This window comes from Guptibacillus hwajinpoensis, assembly GCF_005144865.1.
In the GTDB taxonomy this organism is placed as follows: Bacteria; Bacillota; Bacilli; order Bacillales; family Guptibacillaceae; genus Guptibacillus; species Guptibacillus hwajinpoensis_A.
Genome location: NZ_SWFM01000001.1, coordinates 545,033 through 567,180, shown reverse-complemented (window position 1 = coordinate 567,180; position 22,148 = coordinate 545,033). Strand labels below are relative to the sequence as shown.

The following is a 22,148-nucleotide window of genomic DNA, read 5'->3' as shown; positions in this document are numbered from 1 at the left end:
AACGGAGTGTGGGGCTATTGCCGAAAACAAAATCAACGCCAGACCTCGTTTTTTTAACTGCAACGCTTGTTCTGTTAGCGATTGGACTAGTCATGGTATACAGTGCCAGCGCTGTATGGGCATCTTATAAATTTGACGATGCCTTTTTCTTCGCAAAAAGGCAGCTTCTTTTTGCTGGTATCGGCATTGTAGCCATGTTCTTCGTCATGAACGTAGAATATTGGACGTGGAGAACCTGGTCAAAAGTAGGCGTCCTCATCTGTTTTATCCTACTGGTTCTTGTACTTATTCCAGGAATCGGACTAGTTAGAGGAGGAGCAAGAAGCTGGCTTGGTGTTGGTGCGTTTTCGATTCAACCTTCTGAATTCACTAAACTTGCAATGATTGCGTTCCTTGCAAAATACCTTTCAGAAAACCAAAAGCGAATTACTTCTTTCAAGAAAGGTCTTGTTCCCTCTCTTGGGATTGTGTTCGTTGCTTTTGCAATGATTATGCTTCAGCCAGACCTTGGAACGGGCGCAGTAATGGTCGGTACATGTGTGGTGATGATTTTCATATCTGGTGCTAGGATTTCTCATTTTGTATGGCTTGGCATGGTTGGCCTTGCTGGATTTGCTGGGTTGATTTTATCAGCTCCCTATCGAATTGCTAGAATAACATCGTATTTAGATCCTTGGAGTGATCCACTTGGAAGTGGATTTCAAATCATTCAATCTCTCTATGCTATTGGGCCGGGAGGATTAATGGGACTTGGACTAGGTCAAAGTCGACAGAAATTCTACTATCTACCTGAACCACAAACTGATTTTATCTTTGCGATTTTATCAGAAGAACTAGGATTTATTGGCGGAACATTTGTGATTCTATTATTTTCTCTTCTTCTATGGAGGGGGATCAGGATTGCCCTTAGAGCACCTGATTTATTTGGAAGTCTCCTAGCAGTAGGAATCATCGGTATGCTTGCCATCCAAGTTATGATTAATATTGGGGTTGTCACAGGACTTATGCCTGTAACAGGAATTACGCTCCCTTTCCTTAGTTATGGCGGTTCGTCATTAACACTTATGCTCATCGCGATGGGTGTGCTACTTAATATCAGTCGGTATGCCAAGTTTTAAAGTGCATTCTGAAATCATGGGCTAGATTAAATTGTTCGGATGCCAGGAGGTAACGATGAGTAAGTTAACACGGTTAGAAGAAGCGTTACGAAAAGAGGATGTCGGAAGAATTCGTATGAATGAACCGATGTCCAAACACACGACCATTCGAATCGGTGGACCTGCTGATTTACTGATTGAACCGAAAAATAAGGAATCACTAAAGAAAATAATGAATGCCATTCACCAATATGATGTGAAATGGCGTGCGATTGGACGCGGCTCTAATTTGCTGGTAAGTGATAAAGGTATAGATGGGGTGGTCATTAAGCTAGGAAAAGGGATGGATGATATAGAGCTTAATGGAACTGAACTGCGTGTTGCGGGAGGTTATTCTCTCATTAAGCTTGTCACAATCATTAGTAATAAAGGTTTGTCTGGTCTTGAATTTGCAGGAGGAATTCCAGGTTCAGTTGGCGGTGCTGTCTACATGAATGCTGGCGCTCATGGAGCTGATGTTTCAGATATTTTAAAAAGAGCACTAGTGTTATTTAAAGATGGAAGTTTGGAATGGTTAACGAATGAAGAAATGGAATTCTCATATCGGACATCCGTACTTCAGCATAGATCTGGAATTGTTGTAGAAGCGATCTTTAGATTGAATAAAGGGGACAAAGATACAATCGTCTCAGAAATGAACAAGAATAAAGAATACCGTTCAGATACACAGCCATGGAAAGAACCATGCTGTGGTAGCGTGTTTCGAAATCCTCTTCCGAATCATGCGGGCCAACTAATTGAACATTCGGGTTTGAAAGGCCACCAAATCGGAGGAGCACAAATTTCTAACTTGCATGGTAATTTCATCATTAATGTTGGTGAAGCAAAAGCAGACGATGTTCTTAACTTAATTAGCTTGATCAAACATACTGTAAAAGATCAATTTGGAATTGATCTTCAAACAGAAGTAGAAATTGTATATGAATAAAAAAAGAGCGCTATGGATCCATAGCGCTCTTTTTTTTTGTTTTTTTCTAAAGGCTCTTTTCTAAATGATGTTGCTTTTGAAAGAATTTTTGTATAAAGGACCACAATTAGCTGATTGGAGAGGAAGGTGCTCGACTCCTGTGAGACTAGCGGGACAGGTGAGGCCCCGTTGGCGTAATGTTATTGTGCCGAGAGGAGGCTCAAGCGTCCCGTCCAAGCAACCACTACTTTAAAGCACAATGTCTACGAAAACAGCCTTTCTTTTTGACTTATAGCCAATATGAATGTGACAATAATTTGGTGATTCTGAATAAGAATGTATCACCTATTGCAGGAAGTCGCACTCAAGGTTTTTATCATGAAATAGCGGAGCGATAAATCTATGGTATGAATTTCTTTCGTTTGGATAATAAGTCCCGCAATTGTGCTATAATAGGTGAAATGACTATTATGAGGTTTATCATGCCGTTCGGTTGCCATGATGAGCATAATTTGCACTTGAAACATTCAGAAGTTTACTAACCGGAGACGGAGGCAAGACGATGGAAGATCGCAAAGTTGTCACAATTGAAGATCGAATCCCAACATTAAAGGCACAGCGTAAGCAGCGTGCGAATAGAAGACTAATTGTCTATCTATCAATCTTTTTCTTTCTCATTTTGCTGATCATCTATTTCCAATCTTCCCTGAGTCATATTCGGAATGTAGAAGTGTTAGATAATAATTATGTTTCACAGAAAGAGATCCAGAAGTTGAGTGGTGTGGATGAAAGCATAAGTTTCTGGAACATTAACACGAAGAAAATTGAAGAGAGCGTCGAGAAATCCAAAGAAATTTCGGAAGCGACTGTTACGAGGAAATTTCCTGCCACTGTTCTTATAGAAGTTATAGAGAATGAAAGAGTAGCTTATTTGAAAAAGGGAAGCAAATACTTCCCGATTTTACAGACAGGTTCAATTCTTAAGGCACTACCAAAAGGTGACACCCCGGTAAGTGCACCAATTCTTATGCAATGGAATGAAAGTACCGAGCTTTCAGATATGGCAGGGGAGCTTCGAAAAGTCAAGATGAGTGTTATTAATCGGATCTCTGAGATTCACTATACACCAGATGACAATAAGGCATTTAACCTGACGCTGTATATGACCGATGGATATGAAGTGAGGACAAGTATTAACACTTTTGCCGAAAAGGTAAACAGTTACCCGCTCATCGTGAACAAACTAAAAGATAAACCAAAAGGAATACTCTACCTGAACGAAGGTAGCTGGCTTGAACCTTATGAAGAAGTTAAAGTAGACGAAAAGCCAGAATCATAAGGAATATTTCTATAGTCTATTGGTTAATGGACATGGAATGTACTTCTTTAGCGAACGCTTATAAGCAGGGCATTTCATCGAATACAGTACAGAAGTTCATAAAAAACAGCCAAAATAGAGAAAAACTATCCGATTATTGAAACAGTGACTTTTCTACTGCATTGACATGGTGTAGACTGTTATTTACGTGCTTCTTTTTAATTTTGGTTGAACTAGATTGAAAGATTGAAATGATTTTAAGGTTTGGCAGTAAAAATTAAGAAAATCTTGTACAAAAGAAGGGAAATAAGCGCATTTGTGGAATAGAGTCCTTATATCACATTCTTCCCGGGAGTTATATAAACCAACCTTGAGGAAGTTTAATTCTGTTGGTTGTTGTGTATATAAAGGTGTTGGACATTTTTTCAACGCTAATATAGAGAAATTACAAATACCTGAATATGGTAGTATTTTGAAGGAGGTGCCAGGAGAATGAACAGCAATGAGATATATGTGAGTCTAGACATCGGTACATCCAATGTGAAAGTAATCATTGGCCAGATGACAAACGATTCATTGAATATACTAGGAGTCGGCAGTGCGCCTTCTGATGGAATTCGCAAAGGATCGATTGTTGATATAGATGAAACTGTTCGTTCAATTAAACAGGCAGTAGAAAACGCAGAAAGAATGGTAGGTTTATCAGTTCGCTCTGTTATTGTAGGAATTAACGGCAATCACGTTCAGCTTCAACCTTGTCATGGGGTAGTCGCTGTATCGAGTGAGGATCGAGAAATCCACGATGAAGATATTGCTAGGGTAATTGACGCAGCACAAGTTGTTTCTATCCCTCCTGAGCGAGAAATTATTGACGTAATTCCGGGACAGTTCGTTGTCGATGGCTTAGATGACATAACAGATCCACGTGGCATGATTGGAGTCCGCCTTGAAATGGAAGGAACAATCATTACAGGTTCCAAAACGGTATTACATAATCTGTTAAGATGCGTTGAAAAAGCGGGCCTTGAGATTGCAGATATTTGTCTTCAACCGCTTGCATGTGGTGCAATGGCCCTTTCCAAAGATGAACGTAATCTTGGTGTGGCTCTTGTTAACATGGGAGCTGGTTCTACAACCATTTCAATCTTTGAAGAAGGCTCATTAAAAGCTACATCAGTTCTACAAATTGGTGGCGACCATGTAACAAAAGATATATCGATTGGTCTAAGAACAACGACTGAAGAAGCTGAGCGAATTAAGATTAAGCACGGCAATGCCTTCGTTGATCTTGCTTCAGAAGAGGAAGCTTTTACAGTATCGACTATAGGGAGTTCGGCTGAACAAGAATTTAATCAGTACGAATTAGCTCATATTATAGAACCTCGGCTTGAAGAGATGTTAGAATTGATAGAAGACGAAATCAAGCGAATGGGGATTCGTGAACTGCCAGGCGGTTTTGTTCTAACAGGAGGTATGGTTGGAATGGACGGTGTACTAGAGCTTGCACGTGATATTCTACAGCATAATGTACGAGTTGCTGTCCCTGACTATATCGGCGTACGCGAACCGCAATACACAACAGGCATTGGTCTTATCCAATTCACGTATAAAAATGTGAAAATTCAGGGGAAAGAAGTAGCAGCATCGCTTAACCCTGAAGATGAAGTGAAGCCCAAGCGTAGAACAAAAGCCGAACCTCAACCAGGTGAAAAATCTTCACCAGGTATGAAAGAGAAAGTGAAGAATTTCTTTAATCTATTTGTTGAATAAAGGGCTATTACAAGATTAGGAGGACCTAAGATGTTAGAGTTTGATATGAATATGGAACAATTAGCGCAAATAAAAGTAATCGGTGTTGGCGGTGGCGGAAGCAACGCCGTTAATCGAATGATTGAGAATGGTGTACAAGGTGTTGAATTTATCGCTGTTAACACGGATGCACAAGCTTTAAACTTAGCTAAAGCTGAAGTGAAAATGCAAATTGGTGGTAAATTAACAAGAGGTCTAGGAGCTGGAGCTAATCCGGAGATTGGTAAGAAAGCAGCTGAGGAAAGCAAAGAGCAGATTCAAGAAGCACTAAGCGGTGCAGATATGGTCTTTGTAACAGCAGGTATGGGAGGCGGAACAGGAACTGGAGCAGCTCCTGTTATTGCTGAAATTGCTAAAGAACTTGGTGCACTTACAGTTGGCGTAGTAACACGTCCATTTACATTTGAAGGTAAAAAGCGTTCAACGCAAGCTGTAACTGGTATTGCTATGCTTAAAGAAAAAGTGGATACGTTGATTGTTATTCCTAACGATCGCTTGCTTGAAATTGTTGATAAAAACACACCTATGCTTGAAGCGTTCCGCGAAGCGGATAACGTTCTTCGTCAAGGTGTCCAGGGAATCTCAGATTTAATTGCAGTACCAGGGTTAATTAACCTTGACTTTGCCGATGTGAAAACCATTATGACTGAGCGCGGTTCAGCACTTATGGGTATCGGTATTGCAACAGGAGAAAATCGTGCATCTGAGGCAGCTAAAAAGGCGATCTCAAGTCCGTTACTCGAGACTTCAATCGATGGCGCTAAAGGTGTTCTTATGAACATTACTGGAGGTTCTAACCTCAGTCTTTATGAAGTGAATGAAGCAGCAGACATCGTTTCATCTGCTTCTGATGAAAATGTTAACATGATCTTCGGTTCTGTTATCAATGAAGATTTGAAAGATGAAATTCTTGTCACTGTTATTGCTACAGGGTTCGATGAAAGTGAAAATAAAAAGAAAACTGCACCTCGTCCTTCATCTCAATCGAAGCAAAGTGCTCCGATTCAGCAAACAAAGCATGAAGAGGAAGAAGCGCAGCCAGAACCATCTAAATTCGGTTCACGTGTAGACGAATCCAATGACACATTGGATATTCCTACATTCCTTCGCAATCGAAAACGCAATAGAAGATAAAGTAGTAAACCAGCTCTTTTTAGAGCTGGTTTTTTTATTTGTGTTTGTAATAGACTCTTTTCTAAAATAGTGTTGCTTTTCAAAGGTTTTTCGATAGAGAACCGCATATCGTAGTTGATTGGAGCGGAAGGTGCTCGACTCCTGCGGGACTAGCGGGACAGGTGAGACAGCAACAAAGTTTACGTAAAGAATCTTGAAAAAGAAAATAAATTTCTTTTTTTCTGAAAACGGTGTTGTGTTCTTTGCCTATCACACGTATAATGTCCATTATATAAAAACAAGTGTCCTCACCAGAAGGACAAAGGAGTGGAGAATATATGAAGGATTGCGTATCAGTTGGATTGTTAGGACTAGGAACAGTTGGAAGCGGTGTGGTACATATGATTGATTCTCACCAGAAAGAATTGCAGCAACGAGTTGGGTGTCAGGTTAAAGTGGCAAAAGTACTTGTAAGAGATATGGATAAAGATCGCAGCGTCGATCTAGATGATAGTGTTCTTACTCAAAATCCTGATGATGTTATTAACAATCCAGATGTGGATGTTGTCATTGAGGTTATTGGTGGAATTGATCAGGCAAAGGAATTTATTCTTGCTTCACTAAATAACCATAAACATGTCGTAACTGCTAATAAAGATTTAATGGCAATTCACGGAAGAGAGTTGTTAACAGCGGCTGTTGAGAATGAGAGTGATCTATTCTATGAAGCTAGTGTTGCCGGAGGAATTCCGATTCTTAGAAGTTTAGTAGAAGGTTTATCTTCTGATCGGATTACGAAGCTCATGGGCATCGTAAACGGAACAACAAATTATATCCTCACTAAGATGACGAAAAACAATGTACCTTATGAAAGTGTATTGAAAGAAGCGCAGGATCTTGGCTTCGCGGAAGCAGATCCAACAGCAGACGTAGAGGGACTAGATGCAGCTAGAAAAATGGTTATTCTTGGCACACTAGGTTTTTCAATGAAAGTTGGGCTTGATGATGTAAAAGTAGAAGGCATTACACGCGTTGATGAAGATGATATTGCCTACAGTAAAAAGCTAGGATATACAATTAAGCTTCTAGGGATTGCGAGCTCTACGAATGGATCTATTGAACTATCAGTTCAACCAACATTACTTCCATCACGACATCCTTTAGCTTCCGTTAATGATGAATATAATGCAGTCTATGTTTACGGTGAGGCGGTCGGTGAGACGATGTTTTACGGTCCAGGTGCAGGACAGCTACCAACAGCTACTGCTGTTGTATCGGATCTTGTAGCTGTAATCAAGAATATGAGACTTGGAGTAAACGGAAAAAGTGTAATCCTGCCTCAACATGAACGTAGGTTGAAAGAAGATAAAGACATCAAGAGCAAACATTTCATTAGATTAATTGTTAAAGATGAACCAGGTGCTTTTTCAAAGATTTCTCATCTATTTCAAGATCGTGGGTTAAGTTTAGAGAAACTTATTCAGGAACCTGTTGTGAACAATGGAACAGCTGAGTTAGTCATCATCACACATGAAACGAATCAAAAAGATTTTGAGGACGTTCATAATCGATTGAGGGATCTTGATGTTGTTGTTGAAGTGAAAAGTCGCTACCGTGTGGAGGGAATGTAATGAATAGCTGGAACGGGCTTCTGAAGCAATACAAGGATTTTTTACCAATAAGTGAAGACACACCAACTCTAAGTTTAAATGAGGGGAATACACCTCTCTTGAAACTAGATCAACTCTCTCATGAGCTCGAAATTTCATTATACGTGAAGATTGAAGGAGCAAATCCAACAGGTTCTTTTAAAGATAGAGGTATGGTCATGGCTGTAGCAAAGGCGAAAGAAAATGGAAGTGATGCAATCATCTGTGCCTCAACAGGAAACACAGCTGCAGCAGCGGCGGCTTATGGGGCAAGAGCAGGCCTGCGTTGTATCATAGTCATTCCAAAGGGCAAAGTAGCGCTAGGAAAGCTTGCTCAAGCAATGATATACGGTGCAGAAATCTTTGAAATTGACGGAAACTTTGATGAAGCACTCAGAATGGTTCGAGATATTGCCGAAACTGAACCAATCGCACTTGTGAATTCTGTAAATCCTTATCGTCTTGAAGGACAGAAGACAGGAGCATTTGAAGTGTGCGACCAACTTGGAAAGGCACCGGATGTGCTAGCCATACCAGTCGGAAATGCTGGGAATATATCTGCATACTGGAAAGGTTTTAAAGAGTATCTAAAAGAAGGAAAAAGGCCACAAATGCGTGGTTTCGAAGCAGAAGGATCTGCCGCAATTGTACAAAAGAGAATTATCCCTAATCCCGAGACAATTGCAACTGCAATACGAATTGGTAATCCTGCAAGTTGGCATCTAGCTGAAGAAGCTGTGCTGGAGTCCCAGGGAAAAATGGATAGTGTGACAGATGAGGAAATTCTAGTTGCTTATCAAGAGCTCGCCAAAAAAGAAGGTGTTTTTGCTGAACCAGCTTCATGTGCTTCAGTAGCTGGTGTGATGAAACAAGTGGCTTCAGGGGAAATTGCAAAAGGAAGCAGCGTTGTTGCTGTCTTAACTGGCAATGGATTAAAAGATCCATCAACAGCGATGGATAACGTCTTGGTGAAACCACGCGTTGTAGAAGCAGACAAAGAGAAATTTATGGAAGAGTTAAAGGGATGTGTTAGCCATTGAGTCAAGAAGAACGAATCCATCTAAAAATTCCGGGAAGCACCTCAAATCTTGGCCCGGGATTTGATTCAATAGGTCTCGCTATAAATCGATATCTCCATGTTAAACTTGAACGTTCAACAGATTGGTCGTTCCATTACATTGGCTTTGATGAATCCTTTCCATCTGGCAAAGAGAATATGGTTTATCAAGCGATCGAGTATATTGAACAAAAGTATGGCAGTGGAATTAATGCAAAACCACATACCGTAACAATGGAAAGTGAGCTACCTCTTGAGAGAGGTCTTGGAAGCAGTGCAGCAGCGATTGTAGCGGCGGTTGAAATTGCAGACTATACGATGGATCTAGGTTTAAGCCTTGATGAAAAGGTCCATATCGCAACAGAGTTCGAAGGTCACGCGGATAACGTTGCTGCTTCGCTTTATGGAGGACTTGTTATTGCTTCAGGACTAAGAGAATTAGGAACCATTTCGAATCAAGTTAAGGACTTAGAGATGGTTGCGCTCATTCCGACACATAAGTTAAAAACTACAGATTCTCGCTCTGTGCTTCCAGATCAGCTGCGATATCAAGAAGCCGTTGAAGCGAGTAGCGTTGCGAATGTTTTCGTTGCAGCCGCTTTACAGAACAATTGGGAAATTGCGGGTAAATTAATGAAATATGATCGATTTCATGAACCGTATCGAAAACATCTCGTTCCTGATTTAGCTTATGTAAGGAACTACGCAACAAAATATGGAGCATTTGGGGTAGCATTGAGTGGTGCAGGTCCCACTTTGATTGTGTTTACTGGAGTAGGAACATCGAAGGAGCTTCGTCTAAAATTGGAAGAAGCATTCCCTATGTACCGTTGTGAAATTTTATTACCCGCTGTTGGCGGGGTAGAACGATCCAATTGTGCTTTTCAAAATCAATAGTCAAGAAGCCGTCCAAACTTGGGCGGCTTTTGTTTGCTTTAAAAAATGACGCATGACAAAACTAGTGATATTTATCCAAAATAACCTCGGTCTAAGCAGCACAATCTGACAGTTTTTCAATGCAATGTAGTCTATACTAATAATCAAAATCGCGAGGGGGGAGGCAACCGGTGGCTGTATATTTGGATGTGATCTGGCTGTTGAATTTTTGCTTTGATTACATGCTACTCGCACTAACCGCTTTACTCCTGAAGCGACAAGTTAAGAAACGACGACTTGCGATCGGTGCTCTTATTGCTTCCTTTTATGTGGTTTTTCTTTTTATTCCAGGACTCTCTTTCATGGTAAATCCTATCATTAAATTGTTGTATTCTCTCGTGATTGTAAGTGTAACATTTGGTTTCAACAGATTTCGTAGTTTTTTTCAATGCTGGCTATTGTTCTATTTTGTAACGTTTATGATTGGTGGAGGAATGATGGGTGCCCATTATTTTCTGCAACAAGAAGTAACGGTCTATAACGGTGCTGTCGCAACTCAAGGGACTGGGTTTGGGGATCCAGTCAGCTGGCTTTTTGTATTAGTTGGGTTTCCATCGATTTGGTGGTTCTCAAAAAAGAGAGTTGATAATCTTGAAGCGACAAAGATTCATTATGATCAACTAGCAAATGTGGTCATTCATATTGATGACCAGACAATTACAGCGGTTGCACTCATTGATAGTGGAAACCAACTACAAGATCCTTTAAGCGGTTCACCTGTAATGATCCTAGATATGACAGTCCACGCCGAACATTTTCCTACAACTTTTATTGAAAAAGCTAAGAATGTAACCGACTTTCAAGAAGAAGGAGAGGTGGATAAATGGGAACATAGACTTAGAATTGTCCCGTTCCGTGCTGTCGGACAAGATCATCAATTCTTATGTGCCATAAAACCTGATGAAGTGATTATTTCCATGGATGATCGGGCCATTACTGTAAAGAAGGTTCTTGTTGGTTTAAGCTTTCACACCATTTCTGGCGAAAAAGAGTATAGCTGTATCCTTCATCCGAAAATGTTGACAGGACATAAAGCCACTGCGTCTTAGGAGTGAAAAAAAGACAATCAGGGAGGAATTCTGGATGGGGAAAATAAGAATTAAACTTGTGCTTTTGTGGCAACGATTATTAATGAAACTTGGAATTAAGCCAGACGAAATTTATTACATAGGAGGAAGCGAAGCGCTTCCTCCTCCTCTCTCGAAAGATGAGGAGGCGCATTTATTAATTCAACTTCCAAAAGGCGACAAGGCTGCAAGATCAATCTTAATTGAACGAAACCTACGTCTTGTTGTTTACATTGCTAGAAAATTTGAAAATACAGGGATTAATATCGAGGATTTGATTAGCATTGGTACGATCGGTTTAATTAAAGCCGTTAACACCTTCAATCCAGAAAAAAAGATTAAACTTGCAACTTATGCTTCTCGCTGTATAGAGAATGAGATTCTTATGTTTCTTCGGAGGAATAATAAAATTCGATCAGAAGTTTCATTTGATGAACCACTTAATGTTGATTGGGATGGCAATGAGCTATTGTTATCTGATGTACTTGGAACAGATGAAGATATTATTACAAGAGGGATTGAAGCTCGTGTGGATCGACGGCTCCTTGTCAAAGCACTTGAAACGCTGAATGCTAGAGAAAAGCAAATTATGGAACTAAGGTTCGGGCTAGCAGGCGAAGAAGAGAAGACCCAAAAAGATGTTGCTGACTTACTAGGAATTTCCCAATCATATATTTCAAGGCTTGAAAAGCGCATTATAAAACGGCTTCAAAAGGAATTCAACAAAATGGTGTAAGCATTCTAACATGACATATGCATAAAATTCCCACCCGCGGAGATACTTTACTTTGACAGCATCTCCGATGAGGAGGGAATGAGTTGACACGAAACAAAGTTGAGATTTGTGGAGTAGATACATCCAAACTTCCAGTTCTAAAAAATGAGAAAATGAGAATTCTTTTTAGACAAATGCAGGAAGGGGATATCTCTGCACGTGAAGAACTTGTGAATGGCAATTTACGCCTTGTTCTAAGCGTCATTCAGCGGTTTAACAATCGAGGAGAATATGTGGATGACCTTTTTCAGGTTGGTTGTATCGGCCTGATGAAATCCATAGATAACTTTGATTTAGGGCAAAACGTGAAATTCTCTACTTATGCGGTGCCGATGATTATCGGTGAAATCAGACGATATTTGCGTGATAATAATCCGATTAGAGTATCTCGATCATTACGCGATATCGCTTATAAGTCTCTCCAGATCAGAGATAAATTGATGACGAAGAATTCAAGAGAACCAAACCCAACTGAGATTGCAAAAGAGTTGGGTGTAACAAAAGAAGAAGTTGTATTTGCACTCGATGCTATTCAGGATCCAGTTTCACTATTTGAACCTATATACAATGACGGAGGCGACCCTATCTTCGTAATGGATCAAATCAGTGATGATAAACAAAAAGATATTCAATGGCTGGAGGATATTGCCCTAAAAGAAGCAATGACGCGATTGAATCAACGAGAAAATATGATACTTCAAATGAGATTCTTCCAAGGGAAAACGCAGATGGAGGTAGCAGATGAGATTGGAATTTCGCAAGCTCAAGTGTCCCGTCTCGAAAAAGCGGCTATCCATCAAATGAACAAAAACATTCAAAGTTAGAATGAGACCTGTGAAACAGGTCTTTTCTTTTGCCTACTTTTCATATAATGAGGTGAAAGGTGGGTGCGTGATGATAAAAATTTCTGAGTTTCAAGTAAAAGATGTTGTAAATGTTTCGAATGGGAGAAAACTTGGACACATCGCTGATTTAGAAATTAACTTAACGACTGGAAAAATAGAAGCGATTGTGATTCCTGGACCAGGTAAAATGATGGGCTTATTCGCAAGGGAAAGTGACGTTGTTATTCCATGGCGTAACATCGTGAAAATTGGATCAGATGTTATTTTGGTCAGACATCAGGATACGTCCGATGGTGAACCGTACCAAAAAGAATCATAAGAGAGGAAAGATCTAGCAATCTATACCCTTTGCTTCAACAAATTATGATAAAATAAGGTATAAACTTGTTCAGGCAATAAAGGGGTGTAATTGTGGCAAAAGAACCGTTTCAACAGACAACTGCTATAACATCACTGGCACTTGAATTTTCAGATCAAGCTGAGCGGGGAAGCAGGTTAACAGCAGGTTTTTCCACCCGTAGAAACGGAGTTAGCCTAGCTCCGTTTTCTAGCTTGAATCTAGGTTTCCATGTACCAGATCACGCAGTAGACGTACTAGCAAACCGAAATAAGCTTGCGGATGATGTAGGAATACCTCCCGAAAAATGGGTAGTTGGTGAACAAATTCATGGTGCCGCACTAGCAAAAGTGACTTCGAACGAAAAAGGCCGGGGTACCAAAAATCATGAAAGTGCGATCAGCGGTGTGGATGGAATATATACGGATGAAAAAGACATTCTCTTAACAGCACTATATGCAGACTGTGTACCACTATACTTTTATGCACCAGAAGCGGGAAGAGTTGGAATAGCCCACGCAGGGTGGAAAGGTACGACGAAGAATATTGCAGGAGAGATGATTAGTGCCTGGAATAAGGATGGAATTAAGAATGAGAATATTCAAGTTGCAATTGGTCCTTCAATAGGGAAATGCTGTTATGAAGTAGATGAAGGTGTGATCAATGAGGTCAAGAGGGTTACCAACTCAAAGGGACTTTTTGATGAGAAAGAAAACGGTAAATATCAGCTTGATTTAAAAGAGGTAAATAAAGAACTTCTTCTCAAGTCTGGAATAAAGGAAAATCACATAGTCGTTAGTCATTACTGTACAAGCTGTAGCAATTTGTTTTTCTCACACCGTAGTGAGAATGGCAAAACTGGTAGAATGATGGGGTACATAGGACTTGAGGAGGTAAAGCATTAACGTGAATGTAAGAGCAAATTTAGAAACGATTACTCGTAACATTAGCGAAGCTTGCGAACGTTCATCACGTGAATCAAAAGATGTGAAGGTTATTGCAGTAACAAAATACGTGAGCGTTAACCGAACAAAGGAAGCGCTGGATGCTGGAGTCACAAACTTTGGAGAGAGTCGTGACGAAGGGCTTTTAGAGAAAGTAAATGCATTAGGAACGGACCCTTCATGGCATTTCATAGGTACTCTGCAATCTCGTAAAGTGAAGGAAATTATTGAGCATGTTGATTACATTCATTCACTTGACCGCCGTTCACTTGCGAAGGAATTACAGAAAAGAACAGGTCGAGAAGTAAATTGTTTCGTACAGGTCAACGTTTCAGGTGAAGAGTCAAAGCATGGATTGTCACCTGATGAAACGATTCCGTTTATAGAATCTTTGAAGGATTTCCCTATGATTAAGGTTGTTGGTTTAATGGCTATGGCTCCAAACACGGAAAATAGAGAGGAAATTCGTGATGTTTTCAAGACACTTCGTACACTTAGTGAAACTGTACAAGACCTCTCGATTGCACATGCCCCGTGTAGAGAACTTTCAATGGGAATGTCTAACGACTATGAGATCGCTGTTGAAGAAGGCGCAACGTTTGTTCGAATAGGATCATCACTAGTTGGTAATGAAAAATAAAATAAGCTTGCCAGGAGGTGCAGGGAATTGGGAATCAAAACGAAATTCAAACAGTTCTTTGAACTTGACGATGAAACCATAGATTTAGGTGAGCAGTATGAGCAAGATGAATATATTGAAGAAGAGGAGCCTGCTGAATTAAGCAGGACTAACCGCAAGCAGAGCAAGCAAAATGTTGTTAGCCTTCAAAGCGTTCAAAAGAACTCAAGAGTTGTACTGGTCGAACCAAGAGTGTATGCTGAAGCTCAGGATATTGCCGATCACGTCAAAAATCGAAAGTCTGTGGTCATGAACCTTCAACGCATTCCTCACGATCAAGCTAGAAGAATAGTGGATTTTCTAAGTGGTACCGTTTATGCTGTCGGTGGAGATATACAGAAACTTGGCCCTGATACGTTTTTATGTACACCGGATAACGTCGAGATCTCTGGTAATATTACAGATGAAATTTATGAAGATTAGTCAATAAGGATGGTGAACGATTTGAATATTGCTTCAATTTTAGTATCAGCAGTACAAATTTACACATGGATTCTCATCATTTATATATTCATGTCTTGGATTCCTAATGCTAGAGAATCTACAATCGGTCAGATGATCGCATCTATTGCAGAACCATATTTGGCACCGTTTCGAAAGTTTATCCCGCCAATTGGTGGCATGTTGGACATTTCTCCAATCGTCGCGATTTTTGCTCTGCAATTCGTTCAATATGGTATTTACGCTCTCTTTAGTATGATAGGTTAATGTCCATATATGATCATTTTCGTCCGGAAGAACGGACGTTCGTTGACCGTGTGTTGCAATGGCAAGATGAAGTCGAGGAAAGATATGCACCGAAGCTGACGGATTTTCTCGATCCACGAGAGCAGGATATGATCAAACAAATTATAGGGAATCATCCTGACGTTGGTGTATCTTTCTCAGGAGGGGTGGAAGGAACAGAGCGGAAGCGTGCCTTGCTCGTTCCACCATACATAGAAGTTTCGCCTGGTGATTTTGAGTTGACTGCTTTTGAAATTACATATCCAGCTAAATTTGTATCCCTATCACACCCTGATTTACTGGGTGCTATGATGGGACTTGGTTTAAAACGTGATAAATTTGGCGATATTATCGTTCAAGATAAAAGTGCTCAATTAATTGTTGCGAAAGAGATAGCGGATTATGTGAAAATGAATTTAACTCAGGCAGGAAAAGCATCTATTTCACCTGAAGAAATAGAATTATCTCAGTTGCGTGTTTTTGAAGCGGAATGGGAAGAGCAAAATGGAACAGTATCTAGTCTTCGATTGGATACTGTTCTAGCGGAAGTGTACAACCTTTCTAGAACAAAAGTGTCTACCATGATTGAACATGATCGAGCTAAACTGAATTGGAAAGTCATTAGCCAGCCTTCTTCAGAAGTTGCTGCTGGAGACTATCTATCTCTTAGAAGCTTTGGAAGAAGTAAAATTATTTCAATTGATGGTAAAACAAAGCGAGATAAATGGCGAATAACTTATCATATACGAAAATAATCTGTCATAATTAAAAGGAATTTCCAACTGATTGTCGAAATACGTTTAAGCTGGACATATGAATGAGAGTAAATCGGAGGTGGCTGAATTGCCTTTAACACCATTAGATATTCATAACAAAGAGTTTACTCGCGGATTCCGCGGTTATGATGAAGATGAAGTTAATGAATTTTTAGATCAGGTAATTAAAGATTACGAGACTGTTATTAGAGAAAAGAAAGAGCTTAATGAGAGAGTGAAGCTTCTCGAAGAAAGGCTTGGTCATTTTTCTAATCTTGAAGAAACGTTAAATAAGTCGATTCTTGTAGCACAGGAAACTGCTGAAGAAGTAAGACAAAATGCGAAGAAAGAATCACGATTGATTGTAAAAGAAGCGGAAAAGAACGCTGATCGAATTATCAACGATTCACTTGCGAAGGCAAGAAAAATCTCCATGGATAATGAAGAGCTCAAGAAGCAAGCTGCTGTTTATCGCACTCGTTTTCGTATGCTTGTTGAGGCGCAGCTTGAAATGCTAAATAATGAAGATTGGGATGGGCTAGTTGCTCGTTTTGATGAAGAAGAAGAGCAACAGCAGGAACAAATCGAAGAAAAAGCATAAGGCAATTATAATTTATTTGTCATTTCCTTGACTTCTTAATTTTATTTACACTATACTTTTATTAATAGCAATAACGATCGACTAAGAAGGGAAGAGTATCTGATTCTTACTTAACAAAGCGAGCTGGGGATGGTGTGAGCCTGGTGTTAAGCAATCAGAGAAGATCGCCCCTGAGTCCCGTGCTGAACGATAAGTAAGCTTCGGCGAATCATTCACGTTACGAATGCAAAGTGAGCGCAACATGCGCTTAAGTTGGGTGGTACCACGGGAAAAACCTTCTCGTCCCTTTTTTAGGGATGAGAAGGTTTTTTTGGTTTTTATAATCTTATCGTTTAGTCACATCGTTATAATTTGAAGGAGGAAACCCCATGAGCTTTAAAGAAACGCTCTTAATGCCAAAAACGAAATTCCCAATGAGAGGGAATTTGCCTAATAAAGAACCCGATATGCAGAAAGAATGGGAAAGCATCAACCTTTATGGAAAGGTACAGGACAGAACGAAGGATCGCCCTCTTTTCGTCCTACACGATGGCCCTCCATATGCTAACGGCGATATTCACATGGGACATGCGGAGAATAAAGTTCTAAAAGACATGATTGTTCGTTATAAGTCAATGAACGGCTTCAATGCACCTTACGTACCAGGATGGGATACGCATGGTCTCCCTATTGAACAGGCATTAACAAAAAAGGGCGTTGATCGCAAAAAATTAACAGTTGCTGAATTCAGAAAGAAATGTGAAGAATATGCGCTCAAACAAGTTGATCGTCAGCGTGAGCAATTCAAGCGTCTAGGTGTAAGAGGAGATTGGGATAATCCATACATTACGCTTGATAAAGGTTATGAAGCACAACAAATTAAAGTGTTTGGTGAGATGGCTAAACGAGGATACATCTACAAAGATAAGAAAACCGTTTACTGGTCTCCTACTTCAGAATCTGCTTTAGCAGAAGCAGAGATCGAATATCAGGATAAGCGCTCTCCTTCCATCTATGTTGCATTTGACGTAAAAGACGGTAAGGATGTACTTGAAGGTGATGAGAAATTTATCATCTGGACAACCACACCATGGACAATTCCATCAAACCTTGCTATTGCCCTTAACGAGAAGTTTGAATACAGCGTTGTTGAAGCAGATGGTCATAAGTATATTGTTGCAACAGAGCTTGTTGATCAGTTGAAGGAAGAGTTTGAGTGGAGCAATGTTAATGAGCTTAAGCGTGTTAAAGGTAGCGAGCTTGAGTATGTAACAGCTCAGCATCCAATTTATGATCGCGAATCTCTTGTGATTCTCGGTGACCACGTAACGCTTGACGCAGGTACTGGTTGCGTTCATACAGCGCCAGGACATGGTGAAGATGACTACATGATCGGAAGAAAGTATAAGCTTGATATCCTTTGCCCTGTAGATGAGAAGGGTGTATTTACTGAGGAAGCACCAGGCTTTGAAGGCATGTTCTACGATAAAGCGAACAAGCCAATTACAGAGAAACTTGAAGAAGTTGGCGCGCTCGTTAAGCTCACGTTCTTTACACACTCATATCCACATGACTGGCGTACGAAAAAGCCAATTATTTTCCGTGCAACAGAGCAGTGGTTCGCTTCTATTAAAGAATTCCGTCCTGAACTTCTTCAAGCTGTTGCGGATGTGAAGTGGTTCCCTACGTGGGGTGAAATTCGTCTTCACAATATGGTGAAGGATCGCGAAGACTGGTGTATTTCACGTCAGCGAGCATGGGGTGTTCCGATCCCAGTGTTCTACGAAGAAAACAATGAACCAATTATTACAGATGAAACAATTGCTCATGTATCTGAACTGTTCCGTAAGCATGGTTCTAACATCTGGTTTGAATGGGATGCAAAAGATCTCCTCCCAGAAGGATTTACTTCTGAGCACAGTCCAAATGGAGAGTTCCGTAAAGAAATGGACATTATGGATGTTTGGTTCGATTCAGGTTCATCTCACCAGGCTGTTCTTGAGGAGCGAGAAGATCTAGCTCGTCCAGCTGATTTATATCTTGAAGGTTCCGATCAGTATCGTGGATGGTTTAACTCGTCTCTTTCAACAGCTGTTGCAGTAACAGGTAAAGCTCCATACAAAGCTGTTTTAAGTCACGGATTTATCCTTGACGGTGAAGGTAAAAAGATGAGTAAGTCGCTTGGTAACACGATGGTGCCAAACGATGTAATGAAGCAGCTTGGCGCTGACATTCTTCGTCTGTGGGTATCATCAGCTGACTATCAAGCTGACGTTCGCGTGTCGGATGACATCTTGAAACAGGTTGCGGAAGTATACCGTAAAATTCGTAACACGTTCCGCTTTATGCTTGGTAATCTAGAAGGGTTTGACCCAGCTCAGCATCAAGTTGCATATGAGGAGCTAGGTGAACTTGATCAATATATGCTTGTGAAGCTAAATAACTTAATTGCTAAAGTGAAGAAAGCGTATGATGAGTATCAATTCTTAACAGTATACAATACCATTCATAACTTCTTTACAACAGAAATGAGTTCGTTCTATCTCGATATCGCGAAGGACACGCTTTATATCGAACACGAAGATCATCCTAAGCGTCGAGCGATCCAGACTGTTCTTTATCAAACGGCTGTTGCCCTTACAAAGCTTCTTTCTCCAATCATTCCTCATACGGCAGAGGAAGTATGGCAGTTTGTTCCTGGTGAGAAGGAAGAATATGTTCAGCTTTCTGATATGCCTGAAGTTAGAAACTTTGAAGGAACATCAGAGCTTGAGCAGAAATGGGATCATGTGATGGAACTTCGTGATGAGGTTCTTAAAGCACTTGAAGAAGCTCGTAATGAGAAGAAAATCGGTAAGTCTCTTACTGCACAACTTCACATCTATGCTGATCAAGGCACGAAAGAGTTGCTTGAAGGCATTGCTAATTTAGAGAAGCTGTTTATTGTTTCAGCAGCATCCGTAGCTGGAACTAAGGCAGATGCTCCAGAAGAAGCGAAAACCTATGATGAGCTAGCGATCTTTGTTTCCCCTGCTGAAGGTGAAACATGTGAACGTTGCTGGCAAGTGAAGAAGGACGTTGGAGAAGATTCTGACTACCCAACTCTTTGTGCGAGCTGTGCTGAAACGGTGAAAAATCATTATTAAGTAGAAGAAGAGACGCTTTGCTTGGCAAAGCGTCTTTTTGCTGCTTCATGCTGAAGGAGAATCTTCATTTTCCAACAGTTTGATGAAGAAGATTGAGTTTGGATTGTCTGCTGAGGTAAGCTGTGCTAAACTTTCATAGGAAGTAACATTTGATCGGAGGAGCGCACGTGTGGAAATATCTTATAGCCATTGGCATCATTTTTCTTGATCAGGTGACAAAATGGCTAGTTGTAAAGTATATGGAATATGGGGAAAGCATTACGCTAATTAACGACTTTCTTTATCTGACCTCACATCGAAACAGAGGCGCAGCCTTTGGAATCCTTCAAGGACAGATGATTTTCTTTTATATCATTACGATTTTTGTTATTGGTGCGGTTATTTATTATATGCAACAGTACAAACATAGCCGTTTCGTGAGTGTAACGCTCGCACTTATACTAGGAGGCGCAATTGGGAACTTTATAGATCGAGTACTAAGAGGAGAAGTGGTTGACTTTGTAAATACATTTATCTTCTCATATGACTTCCCGATCTTTAACGTTGCGGATGCATCTCTAGTGGTCGGAGTTATTCTCATTTTTATTGGTACAATATTTGAAAGTAAGCAGGCTAAAGGGGAAAACTAATGGAAAAATTTACATTTAAAGTATCGGAAGAAGAAAAAGGAGAGCGAATTGATAAGCTCATCACCTCCTACGAAAACGACTGGTCACGTAGCCAGGTCCAAACATGGATTAAGGACGAGAACATTCAAGTAAACGGTGAAGCCGTAAAGGGGAATTATAAAGCTTCTGAAGGTGACGAAATTGAGGTTACCGTTCCAGAACCTGAAGAACTCGAAATCGTTGCTGAAGATTTGAACCTTGAAATCGTTTATGAGGATGCTGATGTTCTCGTTGTAAATAAGCCGAGGGGGATGGTTGTCCATCCAGCGCCAGGTCATGCTAGTGGCACGCTTGTTAACGGTTTAATGCATCAAGTAAATGATTTAAGTGGAATCAACGGTGTTGTGCGTCCTGGAATCGTTCACCGTATCGATAAAGACACATCAGGCCTATTGATGGTAGCAAAGAACGATAAAGCGCATGAATCGCTCGTAAAGCAGCTTCAAGCTAAAACAGTTAATCGACGCTACACGGCGATTGTCCATGGCAATATCCAACACGATGTTGGTACAATTGATGCACCAATCGGACGAGATAAGCAAGATCGCCAAAAGATGACCGTAACAGACGAGAATAGCCGTAATGCTGTAACGCATTTCAGAGTGCTTGAACGTTACCAGCAATATACGTATGTAGAGTGCCAACTTGAAACGGGGAGAACGCATCAAATTCGTGTGCACATGAAGTATATTGATCATCCTGTTGCAGGTGATCCAAAGTACGGACCAAGAAGAAAATCATTGCCAATTGACGGACAGGCACTTCATGCTGGCGTATTAGGATTTAGACATCCTGTAACAGATGAATGGCTCGAATTCTCTAGTCCAATTCCTGAAGATATCGAAAGACTGCTTAAACGGCTTAGACAAGATTAAGGTTGACTTAACCTTCGATCTCTGCCATACTTCTGTTAGACAATAGCATACTCTTTAACGACAGTCCCGTGAGGCTGCAAAGGAAAAATGGCTATGTACACTCTGTACATTTGTATGCCCAAAACCCTTTTGCCCTCATGGCAAAAGGGTTTTTTTAACGAAAAAAGTAGTGATGCATAAAGAGAGAGGAGTAACCGTCATGGATAACAAACGAATTCTACTCGATGATCAAGCGATTCGAAGAGCGCTTACCCGCATTGCACATGAAATTCTAGAACGCAACAAGGGAATTGAAAATACGATGCTTGTTGGCATTAAAACAAGAGGTATATATTTAGCAGAACGCTTGGCTGAACGAATTGAACAGATAGAAGGATCGGCTATACCTGTTGGAGAGGTAGACATCACGATGTATCGAGATGATCTTACCCACAAAAATAAGGATCAAGATCCCCATATTAAAGGAACGAGCATTTCGAAAGATGTAACTAATCAGAAAGTGATTCTCGTTGATGACGTACTCTACACAGGTAGGACGGTACGCGCAGCAATGGATGCGCTTATGGATCTCGGTCGTCCATCACAGATTCAACTTGCGGTGCTTGTTGATCGCGGGCACAGGGAATTGCCAATTCGCCCCGATTATGTAGGTAAAAACTTACCAACATCTAGTGAGGAAATTATTGAAGTTGCCCTGACAGAGGTTGATGACTTTGATCAGGTAAGCATTACACAATCGTAAATCGTGCTCCCTTTAAAATCGTCCAGAGAGACGGCCAAGGGAGGAGACGCGTTCCACTTAGGA

Annotated in this window: 22 protein-coding genes and 1 other annotated feature; all 22 genes read left to right on the top strand. The window is 40.5% G+C overall.

The window, feature by feature from the left end:
- Window positions 1-17 precede the first annotated feature (17 nt).
- The 22 genes from spoVE (at window position 18) to pyrR (ending at window position 22,085) form a co-directional block, all read left to right on the top strand.
- On the top strand, window positions 18-1,118 hold the full coding sequence (spoVE, locus tag FBF83_RS02785; RefSeq protein ID WP_136945603.1) for a stage V sporulation protein E: 1,101 nt from the start codon (window positions 18-20) through the stop codon (window positions 1,116-1,118).
- Between the two features lie 55 nt (window positions 1,119-1,173).
- On the top strand, window positions 1,174-2,085 hold the full coding sequence (murB, locus tag FBF83_RS02780; protein WP_136945602.1) for a UDP-N-acetylmuramate dehydrogenase: 912 nt from the start codon (window positions 1,174-1,176) through the stop codon (window positions 2,083-2,085).
- A 541-nt stretch (window positions 2,086-2,626) separates the two neighbouring features.
- The gene (locus tag FBF83_RS02775; protein ID WP_136945601.1) at window positions 2,627-3,403 is read left to right on the top strand and encodes a cell division protein FtsQ/DivIB; all 777 of its coding nucleotides are present in this window, start codon (window positions 2,627-2,629) and stop codon (window positions 3,401-3,403) included.
- A 471-nt stretch (window positions 3,404-3,874) separates the two neighbouring features.
- The gene (ftsA, locus tag FBF83_RS02770) at window positions 3,875-5,152 is read left to right on the top strand and encodes a cell division protein FtsA (RefSeq protein ID WP_136945600.1); all 1,278 of its coding nucleotides are present in this window, start codon (window positions 3,875-3,877) and stop codon (window positions 5,150-5,152) included.
- Window positions 5,153-5,182: 30 nt separating this feature from the next.
- Window positions 5,183-6,325 (top strand): cell division protein FtsZ, encoded by a 1,143-nt coding sequence (ftsZ, locus tag FBF83_RS02765; protein ID WP_136945599.1) that lies wholly within the window; start codon window positions 5,183-5,185, stop codon window positions 6,323-6,325.
- 317 nt (window positions 6,326-6,642) lie between these two features.
- Entirely contained in the window at window positions 6,643-7,935 is a 1,293-nt protein-coding gene (locus FBF83_RS02760; protein WP_136945598.1) for a homoserine dehydrogenase, read from the top strand.
- Entirely contained in the window at window positions 7,935-8,993 is a 1,059-nt protein-coding gene (gene thrC, locus FBF83_RS02755) for a threonine synthase (protein WP_136945597.1), read from the top strand. Before FBF83_RS02760 ends, thrC begins: the two co-directional genes overlap by 1 nt.
- On the top strand, window positions 8,990-9,907 hold the full coding sequence (gene thrB, locus FBF83_RS02750) for a homoserine kinase (RefSeq protein ID WP_136945596.1): 918 nt from the start codon (window positions 8,990-8,992) through the stop codon (window positions 9,905-9,907). The genes thrC and thrB overlap by 4 nt, the downstream gene beginning before the upstream one ends.
- 170 nt (window positions 9,908-10,077) lie before the next feature.
- Complete coding sequence (gene spoIIGA, locus FBF83_RS02745) at window positions 10,078-10,995, top strand: sigma-E processing peptidase SpoIIGA (RefSeq protein ID WP_136945595.1); 918 nt, start codon at window positions 10,078-10,080, stop codon at window positions 10,993-10,995.
- 34 nt (window positions 10,996-11,029) lie between these two features.
- On the top strand, window positions 11,030-11,749 hold the full coding sequence (gene sigE, locus FBF83_RS02740) for an RNA polymerase sporulation sigma factor SigE (protein ID WP_136945594.1): 720 nt from the start codon (window positions 11,030-11,032) through the stop codon (window positions 11,747-11,749).
- An 83-nt stretch (window positions 11,750-11,832) separates the two neighbouring features.
- The gene (gene sigG / locus FBF83_RS02735; RefSeq protein ID WP_048309880.1) at window positions 11,833-12,612 is read left to right on the top strand and encodes an RNA polymerase sporulation sigma factor SigG; all 780 of its coding nucleotides are present in this window, start codon (window positions 11,833-11,835) and stop codon (window positions 12,610-12,612) included.
- 70 nt (window positions 12,613-12,682) lie between these two features.
- Entirely contained in the window at window positions 12,683-12,952 is a 270-nt protein-coding gene (locus FBF83_RS02730; RefSeq protein WP_048309878.1) for a YlmC/YmxH family sporulation protein, read from the top strand.
- 92 nt (window positions 12,953-13,044) lie between these two features.
- Window positions 13,045-13,875, top strand: coding sequence for a peptidoglycan editing factor PgeF (pgeF, locus tag FBF83_RS02725; protein WP_240687955.1), 831 nt, complete (start codon window positions 13,045-13,047; stop codon window positions 13,873-13,875).
- Between the two features lies 1 nt (window position 13,876).
- Window positions 13,877-14,554 carry a YggS family pyridoxal phosphate-dependent enzyme gene (locus FBF83_RS02720; protein WP_136945593.1) on the top strand — a complete coding sequence of 226 codons (678 nt, stop codon included), beginning with the start codon at window positions 13,877-13,879 and terminating at the stop codon, window positions 14,552-14,554.
- 27 nt (window positions 14,555-14,581) lie between these two features.
- Window positions 14,582-15,016, top strand: coding sequence for a cell division protein SepF (locus FBF83_RS02715; protein WP_136945592.1), 435 nt, complete (start codon window positions 14,582-14,584; stop codon window positions 15,014-15,016).
- Window positions 15,017-15,025: 9 nt separating this feature from the next.
- Complete coding sequence (locus FBF83_RS02710; protein WP_136945591.1) at window positions 15,026-15,301, top strand: YggT family protein; 276 nt, start codon at window positions 15,026-15,028, stop codon at window positions 15,299-15,301.
- Window positions 15,301-16,074 (top strand): RNA-binding protein, encoded by a 774-nt coding sequence (locus FBF83_RS02705; RefSeq protein ID WP_136945590.1) that lies wholly within the window; start codon window positions 15,301-15,303, stop codon window positions 16,072-16,074. Before FBF83_RS02710 ends, FBF83_RS02705 begins: the two co-directional genes overlap by 1 nt.
- An 88-nt stretch (window positions 16,075-16,162) precedes the next feature.
- Window positions 16,163-16,675 carry a DivIVA domain-containing protein gene (locus FBF83_RS02700; protein ID WP_048309868.1) on the top strand — a complete coding sequence of 171 codons (513 nt, stop codon included), beginning with the start codon at window positions 16,163-16,165 and terminating at the stop codon, window positions 16,673-16,675.
- Window positions 16,676-16,749: 74 nt separating this feature from the next.
- Window positions 16,750-16,965, top strand: a binding site (T-box leader).
- A gap of 78 nt (window positions 16,966-17,043) precedes the next feature.
- Window positions 17,044-19,800, top strand: coding sequence for an isoleucine--tRNA ligase (gene ileS, locus FBF83_RS02695; protein WP_136945589.1), 2,757 nt, complete (start codon window positions 17,044-17,046; stop codon window positions 19,798-19,800).
- Between the two features lie 167 nt (window positions 19,801-19,967).
- Window positions 19,968-20,429, top strand: a complete 462-nt coding sequence (gene lspA, locus FBF83_RS02690; protein WP_136945588.1) for a signal peptidase II — start codon at window positions 19,968-19,970, stop codon at window positions 20,427-20,429.
- Window positions 20,429-21,343 carry an RluA family pseudouridine synthase gene (locus FBF83_RS02685; protein ID WP_136945587.1) on the top strand — a complete coding sequence of 305 codons (915 nt, stop codon included), beginning with the start codon at window positions 20,429-20,431 and terminating at the stop codon, window positions 21,341-21,343. Before lspA ends, FBF83_RS02685 begins: the two co-directional genes overlap by 1 nt.
- Window positions 21,344-21,542: 199 nt before the next feature.
- Window positions 21,543-22,085 carry a bifunctional pyr operon transcriptional regulator/uracil phosphoribosyltransferase PyrR gene (gene pyrR, locus FBF83_RS02680; RefSeq protein WP_136945586.1) on the top strand — a complete coding sequence of 181 codons (543 nt, stop codon included), beginning with the start codon at window positions 21,543-21,545 and terminating at the stop codon, window positions 22,083-22,085.
- The last annotated feature ends 63 nt before the right edge of the window (window positions 22,086-22,148 follow it).